The sequence below is a fragment of the Myxococcus sp. AB056 genome (genome assembly GCF_006547365.1).
GTDB classification, from domain to species: domain Bacteria; phylum Myxococcota; class Myxococcia; order Myxococcales; family Myxococcaceae; genus Myxococcus; species Myxococcus virescens.
This window is the reverse complement of record NZ_VHLB01000141.1, coordinates 1-15433: the sequence shown is the minus strand read 5'-3', so window position 1 is coordinate 15433 and position 15433 is coordinate 1. Positions and strand designations below refer to the sequence as shown.

Annotated in this window: 12 protein-coding genes, 1 tRNA gene and 2 pseudogenes; all 15 read left to right on the top strand. The window is 65.3% G+C overall.

Annotation, left to right across the window (positions count from 1 at the left end):
- Nucleotides 1-128 (top strand): annotated as a pseudogene (gene tuf / locus FMP39_RS35120) (elongation factor Tu); the annotation flags it as partial.
- A gap of 99 nt (nt 129-227) precedes the next feature.
- Complete coding sequence (gene rpmG / locus FMP39_RS35115) at nt 228-392, top strand: 50S ribosomal protein L33 (RefSeq protein WP_011553120.1); 165 nt, start codon at nt 228-230, stop codon at nt 390-392.
- Between the two features lie 23 nt (nt 393-415).
- Nucleotides 416-491: transfer RNA gene (locus FMP39_RS35110), tRNA-Trp, on the top strand.
- 100 nt (nt 492-591) lie between these two features.
- On the top strand, nt 592-1035 hold the full coding sequence (secE, locus tag FMP39_RS35105) for a preprotein translocase subunit SecE (RefSeq protein ID WP_141594345.1): 444 nt from the start codon (nt 592-594) through the stop codon (nt 1033-1035).
- The gene (gene nusG, locus FMP39_RS35100) at nt 1035-1577 is read left to right on the top strand and encodes a transcription termination/antitermination protein NusG (RefSeq protein ID WP_002640701.1); all 543 of its coding nucleotides are present in this window, start codon (nt 1035-1037) and stop codon (nt 1575-1577) included. The genes secE and nusG overlap by 1 nt, the downstream gene beginning before the upstream one ends.
- Before the next feature lie 146 nt (nt 1578-1723).
- A complete protein-coding gene (gene rplK, locus FMP39_RS35095; RefSeq protein ID WP_090494983.1) occupies nt 1724-2170 on the top strand; it encodes a 50S ribosomal protein L11 in 447 nt (148 codons plus the stop codon).
- A 36-nt stretch (nt 2171-2206) separates the two neighbouring features.
- Nucleotides 2207-2920, top strand: a complete 714-nt coding sequence (gene rplA / locus FMP39_RS35090; RefSeq protein ID WP_141594344.1) for a 50S ribosomal protein L1 — start codon at nt 2207-2209, stop codon at nt 2918-2920.
- A 396-nt stretch (nt 2921-3316) separates the two neighbouring features.
- Nucleotides 3317-3838 (top strand): 50S ribosomal protein L10, encoded by a 522-nt coding sequence (gene rplJ / locus FMP39_RS35085; protein WP_090494980.1) that lies wholly within the window; start codon nt 3317-3319, stop codon nt 3836-3838.
- 103 nt (nt 3839-3941) lie between these two features.
- Nucleotides 3942-4310 carry a 50S ribosomal protein L7/L12 gene (gene rplL / locus FMP39_RS35080; protein ID WP_141594343.1) on the top strand — a complete coding sequence of 123 codons (369 nt, stop codon included), beginning with the start codon at nt 3942-3944 and terminating at the stop codon, nt 4308-4310.
- Between the two features lie 177 nt (nt 4311-4487).
- Complete coding sequence (gene rpoB / locus FMP39_RS35075) at nt 4488-8714, top strand: DNA-directed RNA polymerase subunit beta (RefSeq protein ID WP_141594342.1); 4227 nt, start codon at nt 4488-4490, stop codon at nt 8712-8714.
- 134 nt (nt 8715-8848) lie between these two features.
- Nucleotides 8849-13060 carry a DNA-directed RNA polymerase subunit beta' gene (rpoC, locus tag FMP39_RS35070; RefSeq protein WP_141594341.1) on the top strand — a complete coding sequence of 1404 codons (4212 nt, stop codon included), beginning with the start codon at nt 8849-8851 and terminating at the stop codon, nt 13058-13060.
- A gap of 210 nt (nt 13061-13270) precedes the next feature.
- Complete coding sequence (locus FMP39_RS35065; RefSeq protein ID WP_090494973.1) at nt 13271-13798, top strand: hypothetical protein; 528 nt, start codon at nt 13271-13273, stop codon at nt 13796-13798.
- A gap of 172 nt (nt 13799-13970) precedes the next feature.
- The gene (locus FMP39_RS35060; protein ID WP_140862317.1) at nt 13971-14321 is read left to right on the top strand and encodes a phasin family protein; all 351 of its coding nucleotides are present in this window, start codon (nt 13971-13973) and stop codon (nt 14319-14321) included.
- Complete coding sequence (locus FMP39_RS35055) at nt 14318-15058, top strand: lytic transglycosylase domain-containing protein (protein WP_011553131.1); 741 nt, start codon at nt 14318-14320, stop codon at nt 15056-15058. Before FMP39_RS35060 ends, FMP39_RS35055 begins: the two co-directional genes overlap by 4 nt.
- Before the next feature lie 120 nt (nt 15059-15178).
- Nucleotides 15179-15433 (top strand): annotated as a pseudogene (locus FMP39_RS35050) (hypothetical protein); the annotation flags it as partial.

The window sequence follows — 15433 nt, the reverse complement described above, 5'->3', positions numbered from 1 at the left end:
CGGGCGACAACATCGCCATCGAGGTGGAGCTCATCACCCCTGTGGCCATGGAGAAGGAGCTGCGCTTCGCTGTTCGCGAGGGTGGCCGCACCGTGGGCGCCGGCGTCGTGGCGGAAATCATCGAGTAATGCCGGGTCGGCCGTGAGGCCGCCGGGCTCACTGTCCCGATTCCGAGGGGAGGGCTGCGTTGTGGTAGCCTTCCCCTCTCGTATCTGGTGAGGTAGGTCATGCCGAAGGGCAATCGTTCCATTATTTCGCTCGAGTGCACTGTGTGCAAGGAGCGGAACTACACGACCACGAAGAACAAGCGGAAGAGCCAGGACAAGCTCGAGCTGAGCAAGTTCTGTCCTCGTTGCCGCAAGCATCAGGACCACAAGGAAGGTAAGGTCTAGGTCGGTAGTTCAGGGAAGGTTCTAGGCCAGTAGCTCCAACGGTAGAGCAGCGGTCTCCAAATCCGCGTGTTGGGGGTTCGAATCCCTCCTGGCCTGCCAACTCTCAGTAGTCGCGGGGCCCCCGGTACCTGGAGGTGCCGGGGGTTCCTGTGTTTTCGCAGTTTCGCGAATTCGCATCCGCAGTACCTCGTGAGGCACCATGGCGACGGCATCAGAGGCCAGCCAGCAGGCTAACCGCTCGGCGATGGATCCGAAGCGGCTCGTGGTCATCTTCTATCTTCTCGTCGGCATCGTCCTGGCCCTCTTCCTGGAGCGTCTGCTCGGACTGCTGTGGGCGCGATTCAGCTGGAGCGACCCGGTCCTCATTGAGGGCTTGGACTGGAAGGTGTCCACCCTGGTGGGCTACGCGCTGGCCGTGGGACTGGCTGTGGGGGCGTACTTCCACCCGCGCACCCATGCGCTGTCCATCGATGTGGCTTCGGAGTTGATGAAGGTCACCTGGCCCACCTGGTCGGAGACCAAGGCGTCGACCATGGCCGTCGTCGTGGCGTCCCTGGTTGCCGCCGTCATCCTCTTCTGCATCGATACCGCCGCCTACAACCTGATGGTGGAGTGGCTGCCGGCCATGTGGGGGAAGCTGTAATGGCGATGAAATGGTACGTGGTCCACACCTACTCGAACTTCGAGAACCAGGCGAAGAAGAGCCTGGAAGAGAAGGTCCGTCTGGAGGGCCTTCAGGACCAGTTCGGTGAAATCCTGATTCCGATGGAACAGGTCGTCGAAATGGTGAAGGGCGAGAAGAAGACCTCTCGCCGCAAGTTCTTCCCCGGCTACATCTTCGTGCAGATGGAGCTGAACGACCGGACGCTCCACCTGGTGAAGAACACGCCGAAGATCACCGGGTTCCCGGGAACGGCGCAGAACCAGAATCCGTTGCCCATCTCCGACCAGGAAGTGGCGCGGCTGACGTCGCAGATTTCCGAAGGCACGCTCAAGCCGAAGCCCAAGGTGCAGTTCGACGACGGCGACACGGTGCGCGTCATCGACGGTCCGTTCGCGAACTTCAACGGGACCGTGGAAGAGGTCAATGCGGAGAAGGGCAGGGTGAAGGTGCTGGTCAGCATCTTCGGCCGTGCCACCCCGGTGGAGCTGGACTTCATGCAGGTGGAGAAGACCACCGGCTAGCAGTTGATGCCGCGCCGTGCACTCCTGTATGGCGTGCGCGGCGTTCGCATTTCTGGTCCCCGTATTGGGGCCGGACTCATGGGTGGGAGGGCTTCCCCGTCTGGTAGCCCGCTCGCACCACCCACTCGAAAGGCAGTTGTCGTTCGATGAAGAAGATCACAGGTCAGGTCAAGCTGCAGATCCCCGCCGGCAAGGCGAACCCCGCTCCGCCGATCGGCCCCGCGCTCGGTCAGCAGGGCGTGAACATCATGGAGTTCTGCAAGCAGTTCAACGCGAAGACCCAGGCGGAAGCCAAGGAAGGTCTCATCATCCCGGTGGTCATCACCGTGTATGCGGACCGCTCCTTCACCTTCATCCTGAAGACCCCTCCCGCCGCCGTCCTCATCAAGAAGGCCGCGGGTCTCCACACGGAGAAGAAGAAGGGTTCGGGCGCGAAGAAGCCGGGCAAGGAGAAGGTCGGGCAGATCACCCGCGCTCAGCTCGAGGAAATCGCGAAGAAGAAGATCCAGGACACCACCGCCGCGTCGCTCGAGGCCTGCATGAGCACCATTGCTGGCACCGCACGCTCCATGGGCATCGACGTCGTCGGCTAGGCCGCCGCGCACCCACTCACGACAAGGATTTCTGTCATGGCTAAGACTGGGAAGAAGTTCCGTGCGGCCGCCGCTCTGGTTGACCGCGATAAGCGCTACGCCGTCGCCGAGGGCTTTCAGCTCCTGAAGAAGACGGTGGAGGCTCGCTCCACCAAGTACGACCAGACGGTCGACGTCTCCATCAACCTGGGCGTGGACCCGAAGCACGCGGACCAGATGGTCCGTGGCGCCGTGGTGCTCCCGCACGGCACCGGCGCCACCGTGCGCGTGGCCGTGTTCGCCAAGGGTGAGAAGGCCACCGACGCGACCAACGCCGGCGCGGACGTCGTCGGCGCCGAGGACCTCCAGAAGCGCATCGAGGAGGGCTTCCTCGATTTCGACACCGTCATCGCCACCCCGGACATGATGGGTGTCGTCGGTCGCCTCGGTAAGGTGCTCGGTCCCCGCGGCCTGATGCCGAACCCGAAGGTCGGCACGGTGACCATGGATGTCGCGAAGGCCATTCGCGACGCCAAGGGTGGTAAGGTCGACTTCCGCGCCGAGAAGGCCGGTATCGTCCACGCGAAGCTGGGCAAGTCCTCCTTCGAGGTCGAGAAGCTCGAGGCCAACTTCAACGCGCTGGTGGACCTGGTGATGAAGCTGAAGCCGGCCGCCGCGAAGGGCGTGTACCTCCAGGGTATCGCCATCTCGTCCTCCATGGGGCCGGGCATCAAGCTCGACACCATGGAAATCAAGGCGCGCCACGGCTAATCGCCGTCCGGTCGCACGGACAGGGGGACGCAGCCCTGACTACGGGTCAGGGCTGTCACCTGTCTGACGTCACAGGTTCGAAAGTTCTGGATCTTTGCTGAAGCCGGGGGTATAGGCCCCCGGCTTTTGCAATTGGGGCGCCACGTCGTGAGGCGCGGCGTCCCGACACCTGGTTCATGACAGCAGGGACCTGGGCGAAGAGGATGCATGTTCCGTTGGCAGCCGGGCAACCGGCCGGACGGCACCTTCGACCCCTGGTTCAAACGACCGCAAGGTCAGCCCTGCCGAGACTGGAGGTGCGGTGTGGTGCCTCTCGAGGCTCCTCTCGCTCTGCCACTTTGGCCCAGGCATCACGCCCGTCCTGAAAAGGCGGGCCCAGTAAGGAGGTGAGTCAAAGTGCTGAAGAGCGAGAAGGAAGAGATGATCAAGGAGCTCCACGAGAAGTTCTCGAGGACGACCTCCGCCGTCGTCGCCGAGTTCACCAAGGTGGACGTGGAGACGGTGACCAAGCTCCGCAAGAAGTTCCGCGAGGGCAACGTCGAGTACAAGGTCATCAAGAACACGCTGGCGCGCCGTGCCGCGCAGGGCACGTCCGTGTCGGTCATCGCTGATGACTTCACGGGCCCCGTGGCCCTGTGCATCAGCTACGGCGACGTGGTGGCTCCCGCGAAGATCCTGGTCGAGTTCGCGAAGGACATCGAGGACAAGATCAAGATCCGCACTGCCGTCGTCGAAGGCCGCAAGGTCGACGTCGCCGGCGTGAAGGCCCTGGCGAAGCTGCCGGGTCTGCCCGAGCTTCGCGCGCAGCTGCTGGGCGTCATCAGCCAGCCCGCGAGCAAGCTGGTTCGGACCATCGCGGCTCCGGGTTCGCAGCTCGCCCGAGTCGTCCAGGCCAACGCGGACAAGGCGCAGGGCTGAGAAGCCCTCATCTGTTCGAGAAGTTTTTCTACCGCAACCTCTCCGGCCGGAACTCTCCAAAGGGGGAGTTGGCCGTTAGTCGAAACCAGAAGGACACATTTCAATGGCTGACCTGAACGCGATTGTTGACCAGCTTTCCTCCCTGACCGTCCTCGAGGCGGCCGAGCTCGTGAAGCAGCTCGAGAACAAGTGGGGCGTCTCCGCCGCCGCCGTGGCCGTTGCCGCGGGCCCGGCCGCCGCCGCCGCTCCTGTCGAGGAGAAGACGGAGTTCACGGTGGTGCTGGCCAACGCCGGCGCCAACAAGATCAACGTCATCAAGGAGATCCGCGCGATCACCGGCCTGGGCCTGAAGGAGGCCAAGGACCTGGTCGAGGGCGCTCCGAAGAACGTCAAGGAAGGCGTCAACAAGGACGACGCCAAGAAGATCAAGGACCAGCTCACCGCGGCTGGTGCGACCGTCGACATCAAGTAGTTTCTACAGGGACTGTCCGGTTTTCCGGGAAATTTCGGGCAGCCTCCTGACCGGATGTGCAGGCCGGCGCTCCCTGAGTGGGGGCGCCGGCTTTGCCCATTTGACCGTTGCAAATTTCCCGGCGCCGCCGCGCGTTACTGAAGTTTGCCCGCCCGAGCAGTCGTCCCCGGAGCCAGAATGCCGACGCAGATCCAGAACAATTTCCGCGTGCGGAAGACCTTCGCGAAGATCGCGAAGATCATCGACATTCCCAATCTTATCAACATCCAGAAGCAGTCCTACGAGAAGTTCCTCCAGGCGGACATTGCCGCCGACAAGCGCGAGGACCTCGGTCTTCAGGGCGTCTTCAAGTCGGTGTTCCCTATCCGCGACTTCAACGAGACCTCCTCGCTGGAGTTCGTGAGCTATCACCTGGAGCGCCCGAAGTATGACGTAGATGAGTGCCACCAGCGTGGCATGACGTATTCGGCGCCCATCAAGGTGGTGGTGCGCCTGGTCGTGTGGGACAAGGACGAGGAGACCGGCGCCCAGTCCATCCGCGACGTGAAGGAGCAGGAGGTCTACTTCGGCGAAATCCCGCTGATGACCCAGAACGGCACCTTCATCATCAACGGTACCGAGCGCGTCGTCGTCAGCCAGCTGCACCGAAGCCCGGGCGCCTTCTTCGACCACGACAAGGGCAAGAGCCACTCGTCTGGCAAGCTGCTCTACAACGCCCGCATCATTCCCTACCGCGGTTCGTGGATCGACTTCGAGTTCGACCACAAGGACCTGCTGTACGTGCGCATCGACCGCCGCCGCAAGCTGCCGGCCACGGTGCTCATCCGCGCGCTCGGCGCCGTCCCGGACACCGCGAAGAAGAACCCGCTGGAGTTCAAGGGCTCCACCGAGGAGATCCTCAACTACTACTACGCGACGGAGACGATCTACCTCCACAGCGCGGAGGAGTTCGAGAAGAGCGTCGAGCTCGAGCTGCTGCCTGGCCAGCGCGCGACCCGCGACATCAAGGCCAAGACGGGCGAGCTGATCGTCAAGAAGAACCGCAAGTTCACCCGCGCCGCCATCAAGAAGCTCGAAGCGGCGAAGATGAAGACGCTCCCGATCGATGCGGACGAGCTCTTCACCAAGGTGTCCGCCTACGACGTGGTCGAAGAGACCAACGGCGTGGTGCTCCTTGAGTGCAACGAGGAAGTCACCCAGGAGAAGGTCGACGAGCTCCTCAAGCACGGCATCAAGGAGTTCAAGGTCCTCTTCATCGACAACCTCAACGTGGGCCCGTACCTGCGTGAGACGTTGATGCTGGACAAGCTCGAGACCCCCGAGCAGTCCATCATGGAGATCTACCGCCGCCTGCGCCCTGGCGATCCGCCGACGCCGGAGACGGCCATCAACCTGTTCACCAACCTGTTCTTCAACCCGGAGCGCTACGACCTCTCCAAGGTCGGCCGCCTCAAGCTGAACTTCAAGTTCGGCCTCGAGGAGCCGCTCGACGGGCAGATCCTCACCAAGCGGGACATCCTCGAGGTGATCCGCTACCTGATCGATCTGAAGAACGGCAAGGGGACCATCGACGACATCGACCACCTGGGCAACCGCCGCGTCCGCGCGGTGGGCGAGCTGCTGGAGAACCAGTACCGCATCGGCCTGGTGCGCATGGAGCGGGCGATCAAGGAGCGCATGAGCCTCCAGGAGATCGAGACGCTCATGCCGCACGATCTCATCAACGCCAAGCCCGTCACCGCGGTCATCAAGGAGTTCTTCGGGTCCAGCCAGCTGTCGCAGTTCATGGACCAGACGAACCCCCTGTCCGAGGTCACGCACAAGCGGCGCCTGTCGGCGCTCGGGCCCGGCGGCCTCACCCGCGAGCGCGCGGGCTTCGAGGTGCGCGACGTGCACCCGACGCACTACGGCCGCATCTGCCCCATCGAGACGCCGGAAGGTCCGAACATCGGCCTTATCGCGTCGCTGTCCACCTACGCGCGCGTCAATGAGTTCGGCTTCGTCGAGACGCCGTACCGCAAGGTCGAGGCGGGCGTGGTGACGACCGACGTGGCCTTCTACTCCGCCCTCGAGGAGGAGAAGCACACCATCGCCCAGGCGAACGCGGAGACGGACAAGAAGGGCAAGTTCGCCAACGCGCTGGTGTCCAGCCGCCGCGGTGGTGAGTTCGTCCAGGCTCGCGCCGAGGACGTGGACCTGATGGACGTGTCCCCGAAGCAGCTCGTGTCGGTGGCCGCGTCGCTCATCCCGTTCCTGGAGAACGACGACGCCAACCGCGCGCTCATGGGCTCCAACATGCAGCGCCAGGCCGTTCCGCTGCTGCGCACCGCGGCGCCGCTGGTGGGCACGGGCATCGAGTCCATCGTCGCCCGCGACTCCGGCGTCACCTGCGTGGCCCGGCGCGACGGCATCGTGGAGAGCGTGGACGCCGGCCGCATCGTGGTGAAGGCGGACGTGCCGGCCTCGCTGAGCGATGTCACGAGCGAGGTCGACATCTACAACCTGCTCAAGTACCAGCGCTCCAACCAGAACACCTGCCTCAACCAGAAGCCCATCATCAGCAAGGGCGACCGGGTGAAGAAGGGTGACGTCATCGCCGACGGTCCGGCCACCGAGACGGGCGAGCTGGCGCTGGGCCAGAACGTGGTCGTCGCGTTCATGCCGTGGCAGGGCTACAACTTCGAGGACTCCATCCTCATCAGCGAGCGCATCCTCAAGGACGACGTCTTCACGTCGATCCACATCGAGGAGTTCGAGTGCATCGCGCGCGACACCAAGCTGGGCAAGGAGGAGATCACCCGCGACATCCCGAACGTGGGTGAGGAGGCCCTCAAGGACCTCGATGAGAGCGGCATCATCCGCATCGGCGCCGAGGTGAAGCCCGGTGACGTGCTGGTGGGCAAGATCACCCCGAAGGGCGAGACGCAGCTGTCTCCCGAAGAGAAGCTGCTGCGCGCCATCTTCGGCGAGAAGGCCGGCGACGTGCGTGACAGCTCGCTGCGCGTCCCGCCGGGCGTGGTGGGCACCGTCATCAACGCCAAGGTGTTCAGCCGCAAGGGCGTGGAGAAGGACGAGCGCGCCAAGCAGATCGAGTCCATGGAGGAGGCGAAGCTCCTCAAGGACCAGAACGACGAGATCAAGGTCCTCCAGGACAGCGCGTTCGGCCGCATCCGCGGCCTGGTGCGCACCAAGGAGGTCCAGGGCAAGCTCGTGGACGACAAGGGGAAGATCCTCCTGAAGAAGGGGGACATCCTCGACGACGAACTGCTGTCCACGGTGCCCTACAAGTACTGGGGTGAGATCTCCGTCGGCGACCCGCTGGACTCGCGCCTGCGCGACATCCTCCGCAACCTGGAGGAGACGAAGGAGGCCGTGAAGCTGGCCTTCGGCGAGAAGATCGCCCGCATCAAGAAGGGCGACGAGCTGCCGCCGGGCGTCATCAAGATGGTGAAGGTGTACGTCGCCATCAAGCGCAAGCTGGCCGTGGGCGACAAGATGGCCGGCCGCCACGGTAACAAGGGCGTCGTGTCCCGCATCCTCCCCGAGGAGGACATGCCGTACCTGGAGGACGGGCGTCCGGTGGACATCGTCCTCAACCCGCTGGGCGTGCCCTCGCGCATGAACATCGGGCAGATCCTCGAGACGCACCTGGGCTGGGCCGCCAAGGGCACCGGCGAAGCGCTGCAGCGCTACGTCGAGGCCAACTGGAGCTCGGACGCCATCAAGGAGCGCCTCAAGGTCATCTACAGCGACCCGGCGTTCGACGAGTTCCTCGACAAGCTCGACGACGAGGAGATCAAGCAGCTGTGCCTCCGCTCCAAGCGGGGCATCCACGTCGCCACGCCCGTCTTCGACGGCGCACAGGAGACGGAGATCCACGCCCTGCTGGACGAGGGTCAGCTGCCCCGCACGGGCCAGATGGTGCTCTTCGACGGGCGCACCGGTGAGCCGTTCGACCAGAACGTCACCGTGGGCGTCATGTACATGCTGAAGCTGCACCACTTGGTGGACGAGAAGATCCACGCCCGCTCCATCGGGCCCTACTCGCTCGTCACGCAGCAGCCCCTGGGCGGCAAGGCGCAGTTCGGCGGTCAGCGTCTGGGCGAGATGGAAGTCTGGGCGATGGAGGCCTACGGCGCGGCGTACACGCTGCAGGAGTTCCTCACCGTCAAGTCGGACGACGTGGTGGGCCGCACGCGCATGTACGAGGCCATCGTCAAGGGCGACAACGTCCTGGAGAGCGGCCTGCCCGAGTCGTTCAACGTGCTCCTCAAGGAACTCCAGTCGCTCGCGCTCGACGTGGAGCTGCTGGAGAGCGCCCCGCCGGAGCGGCAGCGCAGCTTCGGAGGCGACTTCCTCGGCGGCGGTGACGGCGAGGAGCGCAAGACGGGAACCGAGGCCTGATTGCACGGAGCGCCCGCCTGACCGGCCGCCCGCCGTCCCGATAGGGTCGGGCGCGGCCGGGTCGGGGCGGGGGCCCGAATCAGCTGGCGGCCCTCCTGGAAGGGGAGGGCGCCCAACGAGATTTCGGAGGCAACGTGAAGGACATTTTCAACTTCTTCGAGAAGCCGAAGGACCCGCTGTCGTTCAACGCCATCCGCATCGCCCTGGCGTCGCCCGACAAGATTCGCCAGTGGTCCCATGGCGAGGTGAAGAAGCCGGAGACGATCAACTACCGCACGTTCAAGCCGGAGCGGGACGGGCTCTTCTGCGCCCGCATCTTCGGGCCGGTGAAGGACTACGAGTGCAACTGCGGCAAGTACAAGCGCATGAAGCACCGCGGCGTGGTGTGCGAGAAGTGCGGCGTGGAGGTCATCCAGTCCAAGGTGCGCCGTGAGCGCCTGGGCCACATCACCCTGGCCACGCCGGTGGCCCACATCTGGTTCCTCAAGTCGCTGCCGAGCCGCATCGGCAACCTGCTCGACATCACGCTGAAGGAGCTGGAGAAGGTCCTCTACTGCGAGAGCTACATCGTCCTCGATCCGAAGGCGACGCCGCTGCAGAAGGGCGAGCTCATCAGCGAGGACAAGATGCACCGGCTCTTCCAGGAGCACGGTGAGGACTCCTTCACCACGGGCATGGGCGGCGAGGCCGTCCGCGAGATGCTCAAGTCGCTGGACGTGGAGAAGCTGTCCGAAGAGCTGCGCAAGGACATGCGCGAGACCACCAGCGAGGCGAAGCGGAAGAAGTACGCCAAGCGCCTGAAGGTGGCCGAGGCGTTCCGCGTCTCCGGCAACAAGCCGGAGTGGATGATGCTGGACGTGATTCCGGTGATTCCGCCGGACCTGCGCCCGCTCGTTCCCCTGGACGGTGGCCGCTTCGCGACCTCCGACCTGAACGACCTGTACCGCCGCGTCATCAACCGCAACAACCGTCTGAAGCGCCTCCAGGAGCTGAACGCTCCGGACATCATCATCCGCAACGAGAAGCGGATGCTGCAGGAGGCCGTGGACGCGCTGTTCGACAACGGCCGCCGCGGGAAGACCATCACGGGCCCCAACAAGCGCCCGCTGAAGTCGCTGTCCGACATGCTCAAGGGCAAGCAGGGCCGGTTCCGCCAGAACCTGCTCGGCAAGCGCGTGGACTACTCGGGCCGCTCCGTCATCGTCGTGGGTCCCGAGCTGCGCCTGCACCAGTGCGGCCTGCCGAAGATCATGGCGCTCGAGCTCTTCAAGCCGTTCATCTACAACAAGCTCGAAGAGAAGGGTTACGTCACCACCATCAAGTCCGCGAAGAAGATGGTGGAGAAGGAGCGTCCCGAGGTCTGGGACATCCTCGAGGACGTCATCCGCGAGCACCCGGTGCTCCTCAACCGCGCGCCCACGCTGCACCGTCTGGGCATGCAGGCCTTCGAGCCCGTGCTGATTGAAGGCAAGGCCATCCAGCTCCACCCGCTGGTGTGCGCCGCCTTCAACGCCGACTTCGACGGCGACCAGATGGCCGTGCACGTGCCGCTCTCCATCGAGGCTCAGATGGAGGCCCGCGTGCTGATGATGTCGACGAACAACATCCTCAGCCCCGCGAACGGCAAGCCCATCATCGTCCCGACGCAGGACATGGTGCTCGGCATCTACTACATGACCCGCGCCCGCGAGTTCGCCAACGGCGAGGGCCGCGTGTTCGCCTCGCCGGACGAGGTGCGTGCCGCGTACGACCACGGTGAAGTGCACCTCCAGGCGAAGGTCGTCTGCCGCATCGACGGCAAGCGCAAGGAGACCACCGTCGGCCGCGTCCTCCTGTGGGAGGTCGTCCCGCGCGCGGTGGGCTTCGACGCCATCAACAAGGTGCTCGACAAGAAGTCGCTCGGCGGCCTCATCGACCTCTGCTACCGCCTCACGGGTGAGAAGGAGACGGTGCTGCTCGCGGACCGCGTGCGCAGCCTCGGCTACTACAACGCCACCCGCGCCGGTATCTCCATCGCGCTCAAGGACATGATCATCCCTGCGAAGAAGCAGGTGTTCCTGGACGAGGCGCGCGCGGTGGTGTCGGAGATCGAGAACCAGTACCTCGAGGGTCTCATCACCGACGGCGAGCGCTACAACAAGGTCATCGATATCTGGGCGGAGATCACCGAGAAGGTCGCCCAGGAGATGATGCAGCAGATCTCCCAGGAGGAGACGTCCGGGGACCGCGACGGCAAGCGCGAGACGCGCAAGCAGCCGTCCTTCAACCCCATCTACATCATGGCCGACTCGGGTGCGCGTGGTAGCGCCCAGCAGATCCGTCAGCTGGCGGGTATGCGTGGCCTGATGGCGAAGCCCTCCGGCGAAATCATCGAGACGCCCATCACGGCCAACTTCCGTGAAGGCCTCTCCGTGCTGCAGTACTTCATCTCCACGCACGGCGCCCGTAAGGGTCTGGCGGACACGGCGCTCAAGACGGCCAACTCCGGTTACCTCACCCGCCGTCTCGTGGACGTGGCGCAGGACGCCATCATCAACGAGTACGACTGCGGCACCATGGACGGCCTGTTCATCGGCGCCCTGGTGGAGGGCGGCGAGATCATCGAACCGCTCGGCGAGCGCATCCTGGGCCGCGTGGCCCTGGATGACATCCTCGACCCCGTGACGGGCGAGGTGCTGGTGCGCGCGAACGAGGAGATCGACGAGGACCGCGTCCGCCGCATCGAGAACAGCGGCATGGACAAGGTGAAGATCCGCTCGGTGCTCACCTGCCAGGCCAAGCGCGGCATCTGCGTGGAGTGCTACGGCCGTGACCTGGCCCGCGGCCGCAAGGTGTCCGTGGGTGAGGCGGTCGGCGTCATCGCGGCGCAGTCCATCGGTGAGCCGGGTACCCAGCTCACGATGCGCACCTTCCACATCGGTGGTGCGGCGACGCGGCGCGCGGAGCAGTCCAGCCTGGAGAACCGCTACGCGGGTAGCGTGAAGTTCGCGGGCCTCGTCACCGTGCAGAAGACGGACGGCACGCTGGTGGCCATGAACCGCAACGGCGAAATCGTCGTCGTGGACGACTCGGGCCGCGAGCGCGAGCGCTACCAGGTCATCTACGGTGCCCGCATCCTCGTGAAGGAAGGCCAGCGCATCGAGCCGGGCGTCCTCATGGCGGAGTGGGACCCGTTCGCGATTCCGCTGCTGACCGAGGTCGGCGGTGTCGTGCGCTACGAGGACATCATCGAAGGCGTGACGATGTCCGAGGCGCTGGACGAGGTGACCGGTCTGTCGCGTAAGACGGTCATCGAGTCCAAGGACCCGGAGGCGCGTCCGCGCGTCACCATCCGCGATGCCAATGGCAACATGATGGACCTGCCCAGCTCCCGCAATCCGGCGAGCTACTTCCTGCCGCAGGGCTCCATCATCACCGTCAACGACGGCGATGAGATCCACCCGGGCGAGGTCATCGCCAAGGTGCCGCGCGAGACGACGAAGACCAAGGACATCACGGGCGGTCTGCCTCGCGTGGCCGAGCTCTTCGAGGCGCGCAAGCCGAAGGACGCGGCGGCGATCGCGGAGATCGACGGCGTGGTGTCGTTCGGCAAGGACACCAAGGGCAAGCGCAAGCTCATCATCACCCCCGAGGTGAACGGCGAGCAGCGCACGGACCTGGCCAAGGAGTACCTGATCTCCAAGGGCAAGAACATCAGCGTCCACTCCGGCGACCGCGTGAAGGCCGGCGAGGCGATGATGGACGGCTCGGCCAACCCGCACGACATCCTCAAGGTGCTCGGCGAGAAGGAACTCGCGCGCTACCTGGTGGACGAAGTGCAGGAGGTCTACCGACTGCAGGGCGTGAAGATCAACGACAAGCACATCGAGACCATCGTGCGGCAGATGCTCCGCCGCGTGCGCGTCACCGATGTGGGCGACACCAACTTCCTGGTCGATGAGCAGGTCGAGAAGTGGGTGTTCGAGGAGGAGAACGAGAAGGTCATGTCGGAAGGCAAGCGTCCCGCCGTTGGCGAGCCGCTGCTGCTCGGCATCACCAAGGCCTCGCTCTCCACCGAGTCCTTCATCTCCGCGTCGTCCTTCCAGGAGACCACCAAGGTGCTCACCGAGGCCGCCATCAACGGCAAGGTGGACTACCTGCGCGGCCTCAAGGAGAACGTCATCATGGGCCGGCTCATCCCCGCCGGCACGGGTCTGCCGAACTACAAGCACCTGGACATCGCGGTGGAGAGCCCCACCGACGAGGTCAACGAGATGGAGGCCGCCCTGGCCGCCACTCACGGCGACACCGGCCCCCTGGGCGAGCCTTCCCGCCCGGTAGGCACGCAGACGACCGGCGCGGCCTAATCCGCGCCCCAGCCGTCCTCAAAGCGTTCGCTGAAAGACAACCGCCGCTCCCAGAGCTTTCTCTGGGGCGGCGGTTTTCCTTTGTTTATGGCTAATCGCGTTATGGGCTCGTCGTTGGCTTGACGCTTATGGCGCGCTGCGTTAACTATTGAACGCTGTAGTGACGCACCTGGTTACCGCCCGGCGAAAGCCGGGATAGGGGAGGACGGTATGGCCACGACGAAGACCGAGACCGAGGCGACGCAGAACGAAGTTCAGAGCTCCGAGGCCGCTGCGAAGAGCGGACTGGCGCAGAATGTGGAGAGCTTTCTGAAGGCCCAGATTTCCCAGGCGCAGAAGCGCATCGAGGAACTGGAAGGCGAAGCGGGCAAGGTCGTGAAGACCTTGGAGTCCCGTGGGCAGGAGGCCGCCAAGGAGGCCCAGGCGCTGTGGGCGAAGTTCCAGGCCGGTGAGCTGCTGACGGACCCCCGCGTGCAGGAGCTGAGCAAGCGCGCCAACGAGGCCAGCACCGAGCTGAGCCGGCGCGTGGACGCCGCGGGCACCGAGCTGCGCAAGCGCTTTGACGGTATCCAGACGCGCGTCGTCGAGGCCGTGGGCGTGGCCAGCCAGGCGCAGCTGAAGGACCTCAACAAGGAGCTGGCGAAGCTGTCCCGCAAGGTGGACTCGCTGCTGAAGCCCGTTCGTCGGGTGAACGGCGCGAAGCCCGCGAGCAGCCCCGCGTCCTCGCCGCGCGCCTGAAGTCCCGTTGAATCCCGACAGGCAGTGTGACCTCTCCCTTTCTCGGAGTACGAAAGAGGAGGGGGAGGCACATCGCCGTCGTTCCCTTCACGTCGGGGGTGTGCTTATTTCGGCCGTTCCCCGACCGGGTCGGGCCTGAACGTCTGGCCTGTACACCTCCCGGAGAGACCCCATGGACAACAAGCCCGAGGCCCCCCGAGAGAAGCACTCCGTGACGGAGACGTTCGAGCGTCTCTGGAGCCAGGCGCTGCTGGCGGTGAACACGGCCGAGGAAGAAGCTTCACGGGCCGTGCAGCGCGTGGCCGCGGTGGCGGGTTGGAGCCAGGACGAGGTGAAGCGCCAGGCCCGGGAGTTCAGTGAGCGGCTGGTGGGCCACCGCAAGGACCTGGAGCACAACGTGGAAGAGCGGGTGCGCCAGGCCCTGACGAAGATGAAGCTTCCCCGCCGCGAGGAGCTGGCGGCGTTTGGAACCCGGCTGGACAAGCTGGCCGAGCGCATCCAAGCCCTGGAGCACCGGAAGTGAAAGCTCCCGCCCCTTCGGGCGGGAGGTCTTTCGGTACGCGGCTCTTCGAACGTCTCCACGCCTTCAGCTCGGGTTGTTCCCGGCTCCCGTTGCTCGCGGGGGCGGCGCTCGTCGTGTCGGCGCGGCTGGTGCCGTTGCTGGAGGAGCGGCCGGTGCAGCCCGTTGTTCCGGGCGTCGTGGCGGCGGAGGTCATCTCCCCCGAGGCGTCGCTCATCGATGCGGTGCTGGCGCGCCGGGCCCCGGACCTGGGCCTGACGCTGCGCCGGCAGCTCATCCAGGCCATCGCCGAGGAGGCCGGGCGGCTCGCGTATGATCCGCTGCTGATCCTGGCCATCATCGACGTGGAGTCGGACTTCACGGAAGATGCCGTGTCCGTGAAGGGCGCGCGCGGGTTGATGCAGATCAAACCGAGCACGCTGCACTTCCTGGCGGAGAAGGAAGGACTGCGCCTGTCTCGCGAGGAAGTGACCGCGGACACCGCGCTCTGCGTGCGGCTGGGCATCCGTTACCTGCGCTCGTTACAGGAGCGCTTCGGTGGGGACCTGGACCTGGCCCTGATGGCCTACAACGCCGGCCCCACCCGCATCCGCAACGCCATCAAGCAGGGCGAATTGGAGCGCTTCCGGCGCTATCCGCGCGCGGTCCGCCGGGACTTCCGGCGCTTCCGTGAGGGCCACGGGCTGGGCGGTGACTGGGCCTTGGCGCAGCGCGAGGTGCCTCCCGAGCCCATGCCCTGAGTGGGTGGGGTGAATCTCCGGGCAGCTGGGACGCTCCAACGGGGTGTATGCGCGCCTTGTTCCGTCCCGCCGGGTGCGCTAAGCGTTGCAAGTGCCCGGGACTGTTGGAGATTCTCAGGAGTGACCCGCATGAAGAACCCCCTGTTCCCCAGCGCCGCGCTCGCCGCCGCCCTGGCCCTGGCCCCGTTCGGGGCGCACGCAGGCTCCATCTTCCTCAACGGCGTCAAGATTGACGGCGTCACCAACCAGAAGTTCGAGAAGGCCACCGTCCGCATCGACGAGGCCGGCAACGTGCACATCGACGCGCCGGGCTACGCGGCCCGCGTGACGGCGGTGACGCCCCCGGCCCCCGCCGCGTCACCCCAGGCACCGGCG